Source organism: Vibrio sp. V31_P5A7T61 (genome assembly GCF_009904895.1).
Lineage (GTDB): Bacteria > Pseudomonadota > Gammaproteobacteria > Enterobacterales > Vibrionaceae > Vibrio > Vibrio metschnikovii.
On sequence record NZ_WXWI01000029.1, the window covers coordinates 18,085 to 34,373 of the forward strand.

Sequence of the window (16,289 nt, forward strand, 5' to 3'; positions counted from 1 at the left end):
ATCTCCTACTGGTACAACCACAAAATTTCTATAAGACATTGATGAAATGTACTTTTATAATCCGCCCCTCACACTAATAAAACCAAACATTTGACATTTTTAAAACAAATTTTTAACATTAGTTTTTTGATGTTACAGATCTGAACGGCCTGAAGTTTCAGCTAGGTACCCCGTAAGTAAAACCTGATGAACATAAATACACCGTTTGATTATGGTGAACGCATCGAAGCCTACACCGCTGCAACTTCAAGTAAAAAGGGCTGCAATAATACTATGCCGACTAAATAAGAAGTGGCTAATCATCGGTCAAATGGTTGATTCACCCGCACACTAGCTTAGACGAGTGAATCAACCACTTCACCTCAATTGACGCTACCTCACCTTATTTTGGGCGATAATACACACTTAGGAACACGAGAATGAAAACCTTTCCCCGAACTCTGGTTGCACTTGCCGTTATAGCCAGCAGCTCAGTATACAGCGCTGGCTTTCAAGTTGCCGAGCATTCCGCCTCCGGTCTTGGCCGAGCTTTTTCTGGTGAAGGCGCGGTGGCAGATAACGCCAGTGTGCTAGCACGCAATCCAGCGGCCATGACTCGTTTTGAACGTGCGCAATTTTCTGGCGCCCTGAGTATCATCGATCCTGAAGTTGATGTTTATGATCTGAGCAATCAACAAAAAATGTCGGATATCGCTCCTCTCCAAGTAGTTCCAGCGGCTTATTATTTAAGCCCAATTAATGAACAGTGGAGCTGGGGAATCGGCCTTTTCACTACCTATGGTGTAGCAACCGATTACCCAACCGACATTTATGCTGGTGACATGGCAGGCGACACTGCGTTGATTTCGGTTAACCTCAACCCGAGCCTAGCGTACAAAGTCAATCAACATCTTAGTTTGGGCGCTGGGATTAATCTTGTTTATGCCCATGCAGAGCTCAATCGTCACCAAGGTGGCTTAGCGCCCACTTTAGGTGGTCAACCAAGTGATAAGCTGATCTCTATGGAAGGCGATACCTTAGGTTATGGCTGGAATATTGGCGCACTTTACTCAGTGAACGAAAATCACCGCTTTGGGTTTTCCTACCGCTCACAGGTCAAACTCGATTTCGATGATGGTACCTTTTCTAGCTATAACTCTGGCGCAGCTAGCAAGCCCGAAGTCGTCGGCCGCTTAAAACTTGATCTACCGGAAATTTGGGAAATATCCGCCTTTCATCAACTCAATGACCAATGGGCGATTCACTATGGCTATCAACGCACCGGATGGCGTTCATTCAAAGAGCTCAAAGCCACTTCAGCAGAGTGTAAAGACGGTGTCTGCTTCCAAAAACCAGAAGACTATAAAGACAACGGCCGCTGGTCCCTTGGCACTACCTATCGCCTTAATAGCGATTGGACACTGCGCGCTGGTTTAGCATTTGATGAACAAGCGGGTAAAGCCACCTTGAGTATTCCAGATAGTGACCGCTACTGGTATTCAGCCGGTTTTACTTACACCTTGAATGATGCCATGACCCTAGATGCGGGCTTTGCATTAGTAAGAAGCAAGGAAGGTAACTTCACCGAAACCAACGCCGCAGGCCAGAGCTTAAATTTCAACACCAAAGCCAATGCCTATATCAGTGCCATCCAGCTCAATTACCAGTTCTAAATAGGTTAAGAACCCCATGAAAAAACTACTTAAAATTTCCCTGCTCTGCTCAGCTCTCTGGTTAGCGGGATGTGGCGATGACATGCAAAGCTCTGGCGAACCCACCATTAGCTATGAGCCACATATTGCCGAGGCATTAACTCGCGAAACACAGATTAAATTTCAGTTAAGCGGCGCGAACCCTTCGGTACCACTGCCATCGTATGCGTTGATGAACCCGCAAGATGGTACTTTAAACTTACCTACTGATGGTGACAACTCGCCCAGTAATCCACGGGTTGCCATGAATCAGCTCGATGGCTGGTCAACCACTATGCCACTGTATCTGGATTTTACTGGCGGCAATTTGGCTACTGGCGCCATCACAGACGGTGTTTATCTAGTTGAACTGACAGATTCGATGACTGGCAGCCCACAACCAAAAGCTAGTGTTGACTTTGTCGCCTTTAGCGATGCTGCGACCAATAAGATTGCCATTTACCCAACTAAGCCATTAAACCCCGCGAGCAACTATATTTTAGCCATCACCAGTGAAGTAGAAGACGCACAAGGCGAGCCAATCGGCACCTCGAGTAGCTATGCGACCCTTAAATCTAAGCAGCGAATTTATAGCCAAGGGCAATTAGCACAATTACAGAAAATCACTCATGGTACGGAAGCCCTGTTTAGCGCAACCGGTGTTGATGCCGCACAGATCGTATACAGCACTTGGTTTAGTACCCAATCAGTGGGCGATACTTTAAATGCTGTAGCTGCCGCAACGGCCTTCGGCGCGGGGCAAGGAAACCCATTAGCGGTTTGGCAGCAAACATTTGTCCATCAAAATGATGCTTATCAAATGACCTTTGAAGATCCCAAGCCTTTTGCTGAAGCGCTTAACGCAGATAAGGCTTTTGAACAATATATCAAGGCTCCCAAGAACCTACTCATTGCAGCTTATGATCAGTCCGTCACTGATACCGGTCAATCGGTTAACGTCACTCATGGCGCGGTGACTCTGCCTTACTACCTTGAAACCGGCGCAAATTGGAACACACAAGCGTTTAGCGCCGCTTCCCCCAGCCTAGCGAAAATATCAGCAGCGTTAAAAGACCCTGTTGAGCAGGCTAATCTTACCGCGCAATTGATGGGCGCTGGTATTGACCTTGCCGAGCTTGCAACCAGTCAAGAACAGCAGATGAAATTAGTTGGTCTTGAGCTCACGAAAACCGATGACAGCCGATTAGACAGCGAGCGTTTGATCACCCGCTATTCACCGCTGCCAAGTATTAAATCACTGCAAACCGTGCCGTTTTTACTTTTTACTCCAAAAACGGGCGAAGTTAAAAATGTGGTGATTTATCAGCACGGCATTACCTCAGCCAAAGAAAATGCTTACGCGTTTGCCTTTCGCCTTGCTCAAGCGGGTTTAGCGGTGATTACGATTGATATGCCACTGCACGGAGAGCGCAGTTTAGACGAGCAGCGCTCAGCCAATACCAATGTGCTGGCCTATTTAAATTTAGCTAACTTACCCGTGGCCCGTGATAACGTGCGTCAAAGTATTTTGGACGTGCTGGCGCTGCGCGCTGCGCTAACCCTGTCACAATCAACTTTCACTGACTCACCGCTTAAGGATGTCAATGTTGCAACAGGCTCACAAATTAAACTGCTCGGTCATTCATTAGGTGGTATTGTCGGGCTGTCGGCACTGGCAGCGAGTGAGCAAGATTTAGGTAATCCTCAAGCGAATGCTCTCTACCGCTTTAGCGCCGCAGCAATCCATAACTCTGGGGGTCGGATCGCGCCGCTTCTGTTTGGTTCAAACGCCTTTGCACCACAAATCAAACATAACTTAGCGCTGACTTCTGCTCAGTATAAGGGGTTTGCAGACACATACTGCATTGGGCAAACAGACGCGGCGTGCTACGATCTGTTTGAAGAACTTGCGGCTGAGCCACAAAAAGCACAATTAAACGCACTGTTTGCTCAGTTTAGTTTTGCTGCTCAATCGGTGCTCGACAGCATAGATCCAATGGCGAATCTAGCCTTAGGTATCAAAACGCCGTTATTGCTGACTCAAGTTCACAATGATAATACGGTGCCGAATGTCACCAAAGAAGCAGGCATACTGCCATTTGCTGGTACAGAGCCAGTGGCGAGCTTACTTGGATTAGAATGGGTTAATAAAAACAGTCCTAGCGTAACAGAGAATAAAAAAGTATTTATTCAGTATAATGCTACAGCTAAGCACTCAACCTTTATTGCCCCACAGAATGATGATGGGTCTGATGCACTTCACCATGGTCAAATGCAAAAACAAACCATTGATTTTTTAATTCATAACCAATTGAATGGGGCGATTCCAGAAACCGTATTGCACTAATCAACCAAAGCGCACAGCGGTAATATAGAAAACAATAAAGGCAGGGTTTCCTGCCTTTATTATTGCTGAGCGTTATCAAGTCAATCTTTTAGAACTTATAACCGCCAGAGATCATAAATACCCAAGGATTAATTTTCACGTCAGTGGATTGGGCATCAACACCCGCTTTATATTTTGCTGTGGTTTCAATATTGGCGTACCAAACTGATGCGTTAAAGAACCAGTTATCATCGAGCATATAGTCGACACCAACATTGGCCGCTAGACCCCAAGAATCATCCAGTTTTAAATCACTAAGCCCGGCTGTTTTTCCAGTATCATTAAATTTTTCATCAAAGAAATTGGTGTAGTTAAGGCCTGCGCCAACATAAGGACGCCACGTGCTGCCCGCTTCACCAAAATAGTACTGAACCATCACCGTCGGTGGTAAATGCTTAGTTTTACCGATATCCCCTAAACCGCTAAGATCGGTCGAGATCTTATGCGAGAAAGGCGTTGCGGCTAATAACTCAATACTGAAATTATCCGTCAACATATAGCCGAGCGTTAAGCCCAGCTGAGTATTACTGTTCACCGACAGTTCATTTTGCGAACCAAGAATTTTATCACTGCTATCGTTAGGTACCACGCTAGCGATACCCGCACGCACCAAAATATCCCCTTGCTGATGAGCAAGCACTGAAGTTGAAGCTAAAGCGGTAAGGACAGCTAATCCACAGACTGTTTTTTTCATGCTACTTTCCTTTTGTTGGGCTAATTATTCTTTTTGTTGGCGCGCACAGTAGCATATAAAAACCACACTATTTTGATGGAAATCAATTTGTGAATTTTTTTGGTTAAAAAGATGAAAATCTGTAAACTTTGTCACAATAAATACTCAAGCAACACAATCATCTAATGCAAACTAGGCGTGCCACGCAAAAAGCAAGCTAACCGTAAGCCCATTCGGCGATGTTGATTGAGTCAGTCATCATGAGTATGGAAACAATAGACTTGGCTCGAAAGAAGCTACCGCAGCGCGGCAGCTTCAGTAGAAAAGAACAGTTCACTACAACACTAGGTACGGTAAAGTACTTTTATTACATGCCAACCAAACTTGGTTTTCACTAATTGCGGCGTCAAAATTTCACCCTGAAAGCACGCTTTATCAAAGGCAGGAACCATTTGTCCTTGGCGAAACTCGCCTAAATCACCACCACGCTTACCCGATGGGCAAAGTGAATGCTTTTTGGCTAAGGTTTGAAATTTAGCGCCTTTTTTTAATTGCTGTAGTAATTCATCAGCTTGCTCTTTGTGCTTGACTAAAATGTGCAATGCAGCGGCTGTTTTCGCCATAGGGAAATACTCGATCTAATAATAAAGCTGCTTATTTTAACCAAAGCCGTAACCTAATGCATCTTTTCGATATTCATCGCTCGTCAAGAAGCTTTAACTGCTAAAAATAGCTCAATAGCGTTACGAAGCAGCAATTTTCAGTTACTATAGAGGGTGTAGTGTGTTTATTTTTGAGTAGTGTGTTATGGCCAAAACCGTCAGTAAAGCAAATCAGTCGCAAGGGATGTTGATGTTTACCCTCAACTCACAGCAACAGCTGTTTGCTATTGGAACGTTAAAAGTAAGGGAAATTGTCCCCTATTTACCGATGACGCAAATCCCGTATTCTCATCATCATGTGGTGGGAACGGTGACGATACGTAATCTAACGGTACCAGTGATTGATATGGCCGCAGCCATTGGATTTAGACCGATTACTCCTCAAGAATATAAACAGTGTTATTTGATTGTCACCGACTGCCTGCGCACTGTGGTTGCCTTTATGGTACGCGGCATTGAAAAGATCATCGAATGTAATTGGCGATCGATTGAATCTGCACCAGTGACAGCGGGCAATAATGTCTTTGTTACCGGGATCACTCGCTATCAAGATCGTATTGTTCAACTACTGGATGTCGAACTGCTGCTCTCAAAAATCTACCCACAATACGAATCCACCAAAGTGCCGATGCTGACCGATATTGAACGTGAGCGGCTTAAACCACTGAATATTTTACTGGTTGATGACTCATCAATTGCCCGTAAACAACTGGCCGATGCGCTAGATAGAATCAACATTCCTTACCAAATTTGTAAAAATGGGTTGGAGGCTATTGAACTAATGCGCCGCCTAGCTGATGAGCATAATGCGATTGACCTTTTAGTTAGTGATATTGAAATGCCCGGGCTTGATGGCTATGAGCTGGCTTTTGAGGTACAAAACGATTCTCGCTTAAGTCACGCTTATTGTATTTTGCACACCTCATTGTCGAGTGAAATTTGTGTCGACCGCGCTCATCAAGTTGGCGCACACGAGGCATTAGAAAAATTTAACGCCACTGAACTTATTGAAGCGATGCTCAGAGGCGCGAAAAAACTTGAATCGCAACGCTCGTCATCCCTCTCAATGTAATCCACGATAACAGCAAGATCGGCGGATTTTTGCAGCAAAATGAGCAAAAATCCGCTACGCTTAGCCCATAGAATTGATTAGCGCTTAGTGCCGGTAACCCCATGCCTGATGAAGTTTTTAAAAAATCCACTGCCAACCTTAAAAAAGCGGTTCCTCTGATGATGAAGCATCATGTTGCCGCCACGCCTGCTAACTACGCGCTTTGGTATACTTATGTCGATCATGCTATCCCGCAGTTAAATCAAGAAATGGATTCCGTTTTAGCGCATTTTGGCTTATGTCCGCCCAGTTCTGGCGACCTGTTATACAAAAATTTCATCGCTTCTAAAGCAGAAACGACCGTCAGTGAACTGCGCGCGAATATGGAAATTTTAGCCAGTGAAGTCGCCAGCTCAATGTCTGATACCATGACGGATACACGAGCTTTTGAAGCCATTATCGATAAAAGCTTTTGCGATTTAGAACGGGTAGAGAAAGAAGATCTTTCTTTAGAGGAAGTCATGGGCGTTATTCGACAGCTAGTCAGTGAGTCACGTGACATTCGCCATTCGACCCGCTTTTTAAACAATCAGCTCAAAACCGCTTGCGATGAAATCTCTAAGCTGAGAAGTCAATTGGCAGAAGTACAGAAAGACGCGCTCTTTGATCCACTCTGTGGGTTATATAATCGACGCGCTTTTAATAACGATCTACTGGCCATGCTTCATGCTCAACAAGCGCTAAGCATTATTTTGTTAGATATCGACCATTTCAAAAGTTATAACGATGATTTCGGTCACCTGTTTGGTGATTCAGTATTAAGAGCGATTGCCAAACGCATCCAAGGTAATTGCCGCGAAGCGATGACGGCCTACCGTTTTGGTGGTGAAGAATTTGTTATTCTGCTGCCTAACATGACTTTACGTAGTGCTCGTCAATTCGCGGAATCGGTACGTCGATCAATTGAAAAGCTTTCTGTTCGCGATCGCCGATCAGGTCAACAAATTGGTAATATTACTGCCTCTTTTGGCGTCGCCGAATATCAAAGTTTGGAAGCCGCTGATACTTTAGTTGATCGGGCCGATAAAATGCTCTATCAGGCCAAAAATCTTGGCCGTAACCGAGTAATGCCACTCTAAAATCGCCATCGAGAGTCCATAAAAGCAGGCCATTAATTAATACCCATTCAATCCACTATCAAGGTAGATGGTCAGCGACTTAAAACAAGTCGCCCAACCAGATTATTGATTTTAATGGCAAATTTATAAGTGAAAAGCGTAATTAAGACAGTAGTCTTCACCACTTTTTGCCGTATATTCCTTATCTTCGCTACAGGCTTGCGCTTTACCGTGCGCATTCCCTTTGATCAAGCTTATCCAATGACGAATCGCAGTATTAGCCATTTGATTATTGATTTGCTGTCTAAACGTGGTGCAGGTTTCTAACTGAATATCTTCTATCTCAACCAATTCCACACAGCCAGTACCGCGTAAGCAACCTAATAGCAGTTCAACATGGCTTCCATCCCCTTCTCGAAAGAGAATTGAACAAGGCTGATCTTTACTGCCGGTAAAGGCGACAAACTGTTTCGGATATTGTAAACCGCTGTGACGACCATCTTTAAAATACGCCAGTACATGGTGGTAATCGATCACATAACTGGTGACTTCTTGATGCGAACCACTTTCTAGCGGAAATAAACGATCCATTAATTGCTTAGCTTTGGCTTGTCTTTCTCGTTGTTGATTTGCGCTGGTTGTCTCCACGGCGAAGACAGCTTCAGCGATAAACGGATGTTGAGTTGATTGAATGTTAGTCTTATCGAATGTCAGCATATTCATTGTCGTTCCCTCGTGGATAACTATTTATTGTGTCCTAGAGCCATTACTTCAAACTGATGTTTAATTTTCATTCAATTCTGTGACTGGCTTAGTTTGTAGACTAGCGGGTTTTTTACTACAATTTCACAACAAAAATTTTACAATGTGAATTTTACAAAATGGCCATATCAAAAAGCTTAGTCAGACAGTCACATTTTTTAGGCACCAAGGTAAGAAACTTGCGTAAACGCAACCACTTAACCATGGAAGATTTATCAGCGCGCTGTATACGGGTTAATCCTGAATACGCTCCTTCCGTCTCTTATCTCTCTATGATTGAACGAGGCAAGCGAGTTCCTAGCGTAGAAATGCTCGAAGTGATTGCTGAAGTCTTTCAAAAAGATCCGCGTTGGTTTTTAGACGACGAACCCGAACAGGCCGACATTACACCTAATAAGGGCAATCGAGGTGGGATCAGTGGGATGGCACTTGAACCTAGCTTTCTATTTTCTAATGATATTTTACAGATTGCGATTCCCGAAATGCTCTCACAAACCGGGATCACCGGCCGCCAGTTTGCTCATCTGCTGATCCGGGCCCATCAAGAAAGTTTACAAAATCACTTCCCCGATCTAGAACGTGCGGCAGAGGAGGTTGGACTAAAACGTCTTAATTTGGCCGTAGAAGATTTAATCGATATCGCTAAAAGCCTAGGATTGACCATACGTTGGGTGACACGTACACCGCATGATGTGGTCGATGAATTGGGGATCAGCGCCAAACAGTTAGTCACTTCTTTTTTTGAACCACCGGGAAACATTTATCTTAATGAGATTTTAAAACAGTATCCGACACGCCTGAAATACGACTTAGCGGTGTACATTGGCCATAATGTTTTACACAGTAAAGAGGGATTAAAAAGTGTGCTTTCGGTTGGGCATACTCATGGCTGGGAAGCGCAGAGCGATCTTCAGCAAACCTCCGAGCTTAACTCACAAGATATTTTGCAAGCATGGCGTGATTTTGAATCGAGCTTTTTTGCTGGCGCTCTATTATGCCCCAAAGTTCCCTTTCGCCAACTGTTGGATCGTAATGGCTATGAAATCTCCGTACATCAAAAAGCCGGAGTATCCCCTTCGGTTGCCATGCGCCGGATGACCGTCGTCTCTCCCTACCCTCACTGGCACTATTTTGATGCCTATGGCGAAGGCAAACTTAAAGCGGTGTATCGTGGTAATGGCATACCCCTACCTTGGGGGAATATGCGTAAAGTTGATGACCCTTGCCAACACTGGGCGGTGTTTCGTCGTTTGTCTGAGCCTTTACCCGGTAGCTCAGCACAAATTTCCATTTTAAATGTCGGTGATGAACCGCGTATTTACTGTTGTGAATCAATGAATATGTCTGATGCTGCAGGGAATAACCGTGTGCTATGTGCTGGCATTGATCTTAATCCCGCCATTAATGCTCAAGGTGGCGATGCCCGCTCGATTGCCGAAGAACTCAAAGCCTCTTGTGTTCAACAAGGAGGTTCAACCATCATCCCGAGACACATTAAAAAAGATTTGCTAACCATTGCAAAAATTCTCAATATTAATTGGATTGAGCGTGGGATTGATAATCAAGCAAGATTGATTTGTTCACGTGGTGCGGTGTGCCCGAGAGTACCCAGTTGTTACGATAAATGCGCCAATCAAACCGAGCAGCGTTGATCGTTGACAAGAAAAACAACGTAAAAAAAAGCCAACCGCAAAAAGGTGCGATTGGCTATATTTTGTGTGAACAAAGAGGTTCACTAACAACGTCAGTTGGCTAGGTGACCCTCGGCTTAAAAGGGTCATATATTATAAAGCACATAGCGTGCCAACTTTTTCAAACCACTTAATCAAGCAATTTAAGGCGAATATGGCGAAAAAGCGTCCGTTTCATTACAACCGATCTCATAGTGATTTTGCATTTTGCAAATTCGGTGCAAAATGCAATGATCCGATAACCCTCTACTTCTCGGTTTCTCTCAACCTTGAAACATCCAACCTATCAAAAAATGATTAACTGAGAATAATGATGCCAACTCCAGTTTCTATCCCTGAATCTACACCAACGCCATCATGGCTAACGATCAATGATGGACAATTACTGTGGATCCCAGATTTTTTATCCATGGAACAAGCCGATAACGCTTATCAACGCCTGTCGCTTGAACTCAACTGGCAACAACAAGCGATCATGATGTTTGGTAAACCAATCATGCAGCCTCGCCTGCACGCTTGGTACGGTGAAAAAGCTTATCGCTATTCAGGCTTAAGTTTAGCGCCACAAGCGTGGGCAGCAGTATTACTCCCTCTTAAAGCACAATGTGAACGAGTTGCAAATCAGCCATTTAATTCGGTTCTGGCGAATCTCTATCGCCATGGTCAAGATTCGATGGGTTGGCACCAAGATAATGAACCGGAATTAGGTCACCAACCCGTCATCGCTTCACTATCATTAGGCGCAACTCGGCGCTTTGCGCTGCGCCATATTCAAAGTAAAGAAAAATTAATCTTTGAACTCAGCCATGGCTCATTATTAGTGATGGCTGGAGATACACAGCACTATTGGCAGCACACCATTCCTAAAACTCGTCAATCCTGCCAACCAAGAATCAATCTCACATTTAGACAGATCATTGGTTGATCTGAGTCTCTATGAACGCCAACCTCGTTCTTACGTTCGGAAAAGTACCGAAAGAGACTATTGATATTCAAAAATTTTGAATGACATCCTCAACTCTCTGTGCTCCTTTTTGAGCCAGCAATCAGTAAGCTATGATCATCCTCTAATGATGGAGCACGATCATGAACACCTTACGAGTCATCGAACAGCTAATTCCCGCCCGAGCGACCTCGGATGGAGACGGAGTGAAAATTCGTCGTGTCGCTGGTTTTAACCATGGCAGATTCTCCCCTTTCCTAATGGTAGATGAATTGAAATCGGATCATAGTGCCGATTACATTGGAGGGTTTCCTCCTCATCCTCATCGAGGCATTGAAACCTTAACCTATATGTTGCAAGGGCACTTTCAACATCGCGATCAAATGGGTAATGTCGGCGAATTACGCAGTGGCGGTGCCCAATGGATGGCCGCGGGCCGAGGGGTTATTCATAGCGAAATGCCAATCATGGAACAAGGTCAATTGCACGGTTTCCAAATTTGGATTAATCAACCAGCGAAAAACAAAATGGCACCGGCTCAATATCATGATTTTCAACCTGAAACGATAACTGAATATTCAGAAGATGCACTGGGTACGCTAAGACTCATCGCTGGAAAGCTCGCTATCAACGGGCAAACGTTGCAAGGTCCGCTAACTCAAACTGGCGTCGCCACTATCGTTGCCGACTGGCGTGCTCAATCATCCAGTGATATCGCTTTAGTCATCCCTGAGCACTACAACGTGTTGCTTTATGCGTATCAAGGCGCGGTGAACGTGGTAGGGAAGAGCTTAAAACAAGGCGAACTCGCGGTACTTTCTCGCAACGCTGCACTTGAATTATCGGCCAACGAAGCCAGCGGTGTATTGATTTTAGCGGGGGAGCCGATTAACGAACCGGTGGTTCATTACGGTCCTTTTGTGATGAATAGTCACCAAGAGATTGAACAAGCGATTGCTGATTATAATGCAGGATTATTTTCCACCTACTAATTGCCTGATAACTCTATACCCAAACGACTTAGACTTAGAGTTATGGTCAGCCCTCATCAACAAACTCGATGACGAGACAAAGACAGCTGCCGCTGTACGTAGAAAAGAAGAGTAAGTTTACTGTCCATTCGACCATAAGGTCGGCTATTAAACAAAAATAAAACCACTGCCGGATATTTTTGTTTTTGCCACACCCATTAATGAGTGTGGCTTTTTTTGGCTTGCTGGAAACGTCAGCGCCTATTATGACCTAAAAACGCACGGCTATAAAAATTCACACAAATAAGCAGTGGCTTGCGACACTTGTAAATCAAACGATGAATGACCATCAACGTCAAAACACTCTCCACTATGAAACGTTAACCAGTGTTGATCGCTCGTGCGTTTAATGGTTAATGACCCTTTGATAACGGTCATTTTCTCCGGAGCATCCGTCGCAAAGGTATACTCTCCAGGAGCCATCACACCTACGGTCATTGACTCGCCATGCTGCTGAAAACCTAAAGATTTCACATTGCCATCAAAGTAGCTATTTTCCTTAATCATGGTATTCCTTTTCTGAGATAAAATAGTTTGAGTGGCGTTTTCCACTCATCACTTAACAGATACTCAAGATATCATTAGCTTAGCTTTAATGACAATATGCTATACTCAGCTTACCTAAAGGCTTTACGTAATAAATCCTAAATACTTTGAGAGAATGATGTGGTTATTAGAAAAAAACCTAGCCGAAAATACCGCCCTGATAGTCAATCGTTTCTATTTAAAGTCCTCTTCTGGCTAATATTAAGTCTATTATCTGTCGGATTTACGCTATTAATTCTCGTTAGTTATCGCGATTACATTAATCCGAAGAACGTGCACGGTTCTTGGATTGAAATCGGCGCACCAAGCCATTTAACTGAAGTTCTCACCTTTAATGAACAAGGCGTATTTCGTGATCATCGTTTAATTGCCACGCAATTTGAATTTGATGGCAAGACCATCGCCATCCGAACTGGCACTGGCGAAACGATTTATCAACTTTCGGGAACCACTGACTCACCGCAGATGCGACGAGTTGAACCTCCGCTGCCTCACCAACGTTTTATACGTGCGGGCTATGAGCACACCATTTCCACTGAACCTGGACCTAGCCGTCGTTCAGCCGTCTCAGAGCATTTCAGGGAACGATAATGGCTCCCGAAGGAGCCATTAAGAAGGTTAAGCGTGACGACCAGCCTATGATTATTTGCGTAGTGCGTTTAATTTAGCCTGAGCCAAACCAAAAATCGTATCCACGGGATAGCTGCCATCTTCTGTTGCAACACCAGCGGGTTTTCCAGTAAAGAGCTCAATCGCTTCTGTCACATGGTCAATCACCCAAATATGGAATTCACCCTTTTCCACCGCTTTGAGAATATCCGCCCGTAGCATCAAATGATGCTGATTAGAACGAGGAATAATCACGCCTTGTTGAGAATGACGGCCTTTAATATTACACACATCGAAGAAGCCTTCAATTTTCTCATTAACACCGCCAATCGGCTGCGCTTCACCAAACTGATTCATTGAACCAGTAATCGCAATATCTTGCCGATTGGGTTGCTTGGAAAATGCTGACACAATAGCGCAAAACTCAGCCATGCTGGCACTATCGCCATCCACCCCACCGTACGATTGTTCAAAAGTAATGGTGGTGGTTAACGGTACTCGCGCCGTTCGGCCAAACACCGAATTTAAATAAGCAGAAAGTATCATTACTCCTTTTGAGTGGATACTGCCCCCTAAATCCACGCTGCGTTCAATATCAATAATATCGCCATCACCAAACGATGTGGTCGCCGTAATTCGGTTTGGTGCACCAAAGGCATGATCGCTGGTCGCTAACACCGATAAGGCATTGATCTGCCCCACCGCAGAGCCTTCAGTCTGCAGTAACGTAGTGCCATTAAGGAAGGTTTCCATTACGCCTTCTTGAAGACGATTGACTCGCATTTGTTGGTTGCACAGCGCTTCTTCCACATGATTTTGGCGAATCATATTAGAATTGGCTTGGCGAGCGACGTAATTAGATTCACGCAATAAATTGGCAATATGCGCGGAATGTAAAGAGAGCTTGTTTTGATCGCTGGTCATTCGCGAACTGTGTTCAATAATTCGCGCAATCGCTTTGCGATCACAATGCAACATATTGTTATCATGGACAATACTTGAAATGAAACGGGCATAATGCAGCTCACTTTCTGGCGTACGCTTCATCTCGTCTTCAAAATCAGCGGTGACTCGAAACAGCTCGCTGAACTCCGGATCGTAATGCGTTAATAATTCATAAGTACGATAATCACCAAATAAGATGATTTTGACATCTAGTGGTATCGGTTCAGGATCGAGCGATACCGTTCCGGTTAAAGTCACTTCTTTTTCTAGCGAGGTGAAGCTGAGCTGACGTGAACGCAGAGCACGTTTTAAGCCATCCCATACATAGGGCTGCTCTAATACTTTAACCGCATCCATTAGCAGCACGCCGCCGTTGGCTTTATGTAAACTACCAGCGCGGATCAGTGAAAAATCGGTAAACACCGTTCCTTTATAGGTCGCCGTTTCAATATAGCCAAACAAGGAGTGATAGTTAGGGTTTTCTTCGACCACCACCGGAAATTCTTGCGACGCGCGACAAACCAGCACATTCACTTTATAACGACGTGGTAACTTTTTATCCAACGCCGCGGTAGCGAGCTCCCCTTGCTCTCCCGTTTCATCCAAAAAGATCTCAACATTTTCGACGATATCTTTTTGTAATTCGGTTAAGTAGCTTTTGATTTCAGGGTACTTAGAATAATCGATTTTAAGCTGTTTAATAAAATGACTGATCACATCGAGCGTCACATCATCATTGAGCTTTTTAATTTTTTCGCTGTACGCTTCCTCCCACTCAGTGAGCTGGCGGACCATATTGCGTAAGCTGACTTCTAACTCATCAATCGTCTGCGCAAAATGCTCTTGCTCTTTTTTACTCAGCGCATCAAACGTTTCTTCGGTATGCATTTCTTCGCCATTCATGGCGACAAACTGATATTCACCTTGGTTAGTGATACTTAAACTAATATCACGCTCTTTGGCACGTAAGGTAATGGCTGCTAATTCTTGTTCCTGCTTTTGGGCGAGTTGGTTTTTTAAGCGGTCCGCTCGGCTAAAGTAGAGTTCATTATCAAACGCTAACGGAATAGCATTGACCAATTTGGTCATCAACTTTTCAATATCTTGACGAAATTTCTGGCCAACACCAGACGGAAGCTTAAGCACTCGTGGTGTACGAATATCATCAAAATTAGCCACATAACACCAATCAAATAGCGCATTATTTTCTGGCTGATGGCGATTTAAGTAACGTAAGATCATGGTTCGTTTACCCAATCCATTACGTCCAATGGCATAAATGTTATAGCCCTTTTCTTTTATCGACATCGCAAATTCAACCGCTTTTTGCGCGCGCTCTTGACCAACAATCTCATCAATGGGAGCTAACTCTTTGGTCGATTTACATGGCAAATTATCTAGTGTTGCAACGTGATAGAGCTGCTCAACACTCAAATTTTGAATCGCCATACCCCCTCCTTATTTTTTTATGATTGTTATATTTAAATTAATTTTCTTTATTTGTAGCTTAAGTGTAGAAGAAAAGCACAATCTTTTTAGTGACTTACTACTAATTCACGCTTAATTGGGCAAATAAGCACCAGCGCCAATGATGAAGACGCAAATGATAACCAGTTGCATTTGATGGCAAGTTGTCTTTAAATAGGGTCCCACAACCTCACCAACACCGGAGTCACGATGGATCTTAATCAGTGCTGGAGCTACTACCAAAAAGCTGAGAAATTGGTCAATCAAGGGCATTGGCCTGAAGCTCATTATCTGTTTGAGCAAGTATTAGCCTACCTCCCACAACATTTGCATTACGCGGCACAAAGTACTCAAACCAAACCTTGTCAGTTGGTGTGTTTAATCAGTGGACTGCGAGACTGCGCAGTGTACCAATCTGAAATTCTTAATACGATGGGACAGCAGCAAGGCGCTTATCAAGTACTCAACCAAAGTTATGCGTTACTGCAATTTTTATCCATCGAAAACAGTCCATTGGTCAGATCCGTCGCCAGTGTCTTAGACAGCAACAGCCACGACTTACTCGAACACATTAATGCTTTTTGCCATGCGCAAAGAGCAGCGTCGTGGCAGTTAGAGTATGCCAATATTGAAAAAGTCCATCGCTACTTTACTCAACTGAAACATCAGCAAGGGCAGTCGACGAGCGCGACACGACTCAACTAAACACCAACCGTCGGGTCTAACGATTAACGG

General features: G+C 44.2%; 14 protein-coding genes. 9 read left to right on the forward strand and 5 right to left on the reverse strand.

The window, feature by feature from the left end; all coding sequences use genetic code 11:
* The first annotated feature begins 419 nt into the window (after positions 1-419).
* A complete protein-coding gene (locus CAG58_RS06350; protein WP_161425625.1) occupies positions 420-1,652 on the forward strand; it encodes an outer membrane protein transport protein in 1,233 nt (410 codons plus the stop codon).
* A gap of 16 nt (positions 1,653-1,668) precedes the next feature.
* Positions 1,669-4,017: a VolA/Pla-1 family phospholipase gene (locus CAG58_RS06355; RefSeq protein WP_161425626.1), complete on the forward strand. Its 2,349-nt coding sequence runs from the start codon at positions 1,669-1,671 to the stop codon at positions 4,015-4,017.
* Between the two features lie 88 nt (positions 4,018-4,105).
* Here CAG58_RS06355 and ompW read toward each other — a convergent pair whose 3' ends face one another.
* Complete coding sequence (gene ompW, locus CAG58_RS06360) at positions 4,106-4,750, reverse strand: outer membrane protein OmpW (RefSeq protein ID WP_161425627.1); 645 nt, start codon at positions 4,748-4,750, stop codon at positions 4,106-4,108.
* Between the two features lie 323 nt (positions 4,751-5,073).
* A complete protein-coding gene (gene ppiC / locus CAG58_RS06365; protein WP_072671031.1) occupies positions 5,074-5,352 on the reverse strand; it encodes a peptidylprolyl isomerase PpiC in 279 nt (92 codons plus the stop codon).
* Between the two features lie 184 nt (positions 5,353-5,536).
* On the opposite strand from ppiC, the gene CAG58_RS06370 reads away from it, so the two are divergent.
* On the forward strand, positions 5,537-6,463 hold the full coding sequence (locus tag CAG58_RS06370) for a chemotaxis protein (RefSeq protein WP_040905299.1): 927 nt from the start codon (positions 5,537-5,539) through the stop codon (positions 6,461-6,463).
* A gap of 101 nt (positions 6,464-6,564) precedes the next feature.
* On the forward strand, positions 6,565-7,581 hold the full coding sequence (locus CAG58_RS06375; RefSeq protein ID WP_004397006.1) for a GGDEF domain-containing protein: 1,017 nt from the start codon (positions 6,565-6,567) through the stop codon (positions 7,579-7,581).
* A 123-nt stretch (positions 7,582-7,704) separates the two neighbouring features.
* Here CAG58_RS06375 and CAG58_RS06380 read toward each other — a convergent pair whose 3' ends face one another.
* Positions 7,705-8,283, reverse strand: coding sequence for a hypothetical protein (locus CAG58_RS06380; RefSeq protein WP_161425628.1), 579 nt, complete (start codon positions 8,281-8,283; stop codon positions 7,705-7,707).
* Between the two features lie 158 nt (positions 8,284-8,441).
* On the opposite strand from CAG58_RS06380, the gene CAG58_RS06385 reads away from it, so the two are divergent.
* The 3 genes from CAG58_RS06385 (at position 8,442) to CAG58_RS06395 (ending at position 11,948) form a co-directional block, all read left to right on the forward strand.
* Positions 8,442-9,974 (forward strand): DUF3612 domain-containing protein, encoded by a 1,533-nt coding sequence (locus tag CAG58_RS06385; protein WP_004397004.1) that lies wholly within the window; start codon positions 8,442-8,444, stop codon positions 9,972-9,974.
* A gap of 352 nt (positions 9,975-10,326) precedes the next feature.
* Positions 10,327-10,938: an alpha-ketoglutarate-dependent dioxygenase AlkB family protein gene (locus CAG58_RS06390; protein ID WP_161425629.1), complete on the forward strand. Its 612-nt coding sequence runs from the start codon at positions 10,327-10,329 to the stop codon at positions 10,936-10,938.
* Positions 10,939-11,099: 161 nt separating this feature from the next.
* Positions 11,100-11,948 (forward strand): pirin family protein, encoded by an 849-nt coding sequence (locus tag CAG58_RS06395; RefSeq protein WP_161425630.1) that lies wholly within the window; start codon positions 11,100-11,102, stop codon positions 11,946-11,948.
* A gap of 264 nt (positions 11,949-12,212) precedes the next feature.
* Here the strand turns inward: CAG58_RS06395 and ppnP are convergent, their stop codons facing one another.
* Positions 12,213-12,494: a pyrimidine/purine nucleoside phosphorylase gene (ppnP, locus tag CAG58_RS06400; RefSeq protein ID WP_004397000.1), complete on the reverse strand. Its 282-nt coding sequence runs from the start codon at positions 12,492-12,494 to the stop codon at positions 12,213-12,215.
* Positions 12,495-12,659: 165 nt separating this feature from the next.
* On the opposite strand from ppnP, the gene CAG58_RS06405 reads away from it, so the two are divergent.
* A complete protein-coding gene (locus CAG58_RS06405; RefSeq protein ID WP_040905543.1) occupies positions 12,660-13,124 on the forward strand; it encodes a DUF2850 domain-containing protein in 465 nt (154 codons plus the stop codon).
* A gap of 51 nt (positions 13,125-13,175) precedes the next feature.
* Here the strand turns inward: CAG58_RS06405 and CAG58_RS06410 are convergent, their stop codons facing one another.
* On the reverse strand, positions 13,176-15,536 hold the full coding sequence (locus CAG58_RS06410) for a Lon protease family protein (RefSeq protein WP_004396999.1): 2,361 nt from the start codon (positions 15,534-15,536) through the stop codon (positions 13,176-13,178).
* 228 nt (positions 15,537-15,764) lie between these two features.
* Between CAG58_RS06410 and CAG58_RS06415 the strand changes: the two genes are divergently transcribed.
* On the forward strand, positions 15,765-16,259 hold the full coding sequence (locus CAG58_RS06415; protein WP_040905296.1) for a hypothetical protein: 495 nt from the start codon (positions 15,765-15,767) through the stop codon (positions 16,257-16,259).
* Positions 16,260-16,289: the final 30 nt, after the last annotated feature.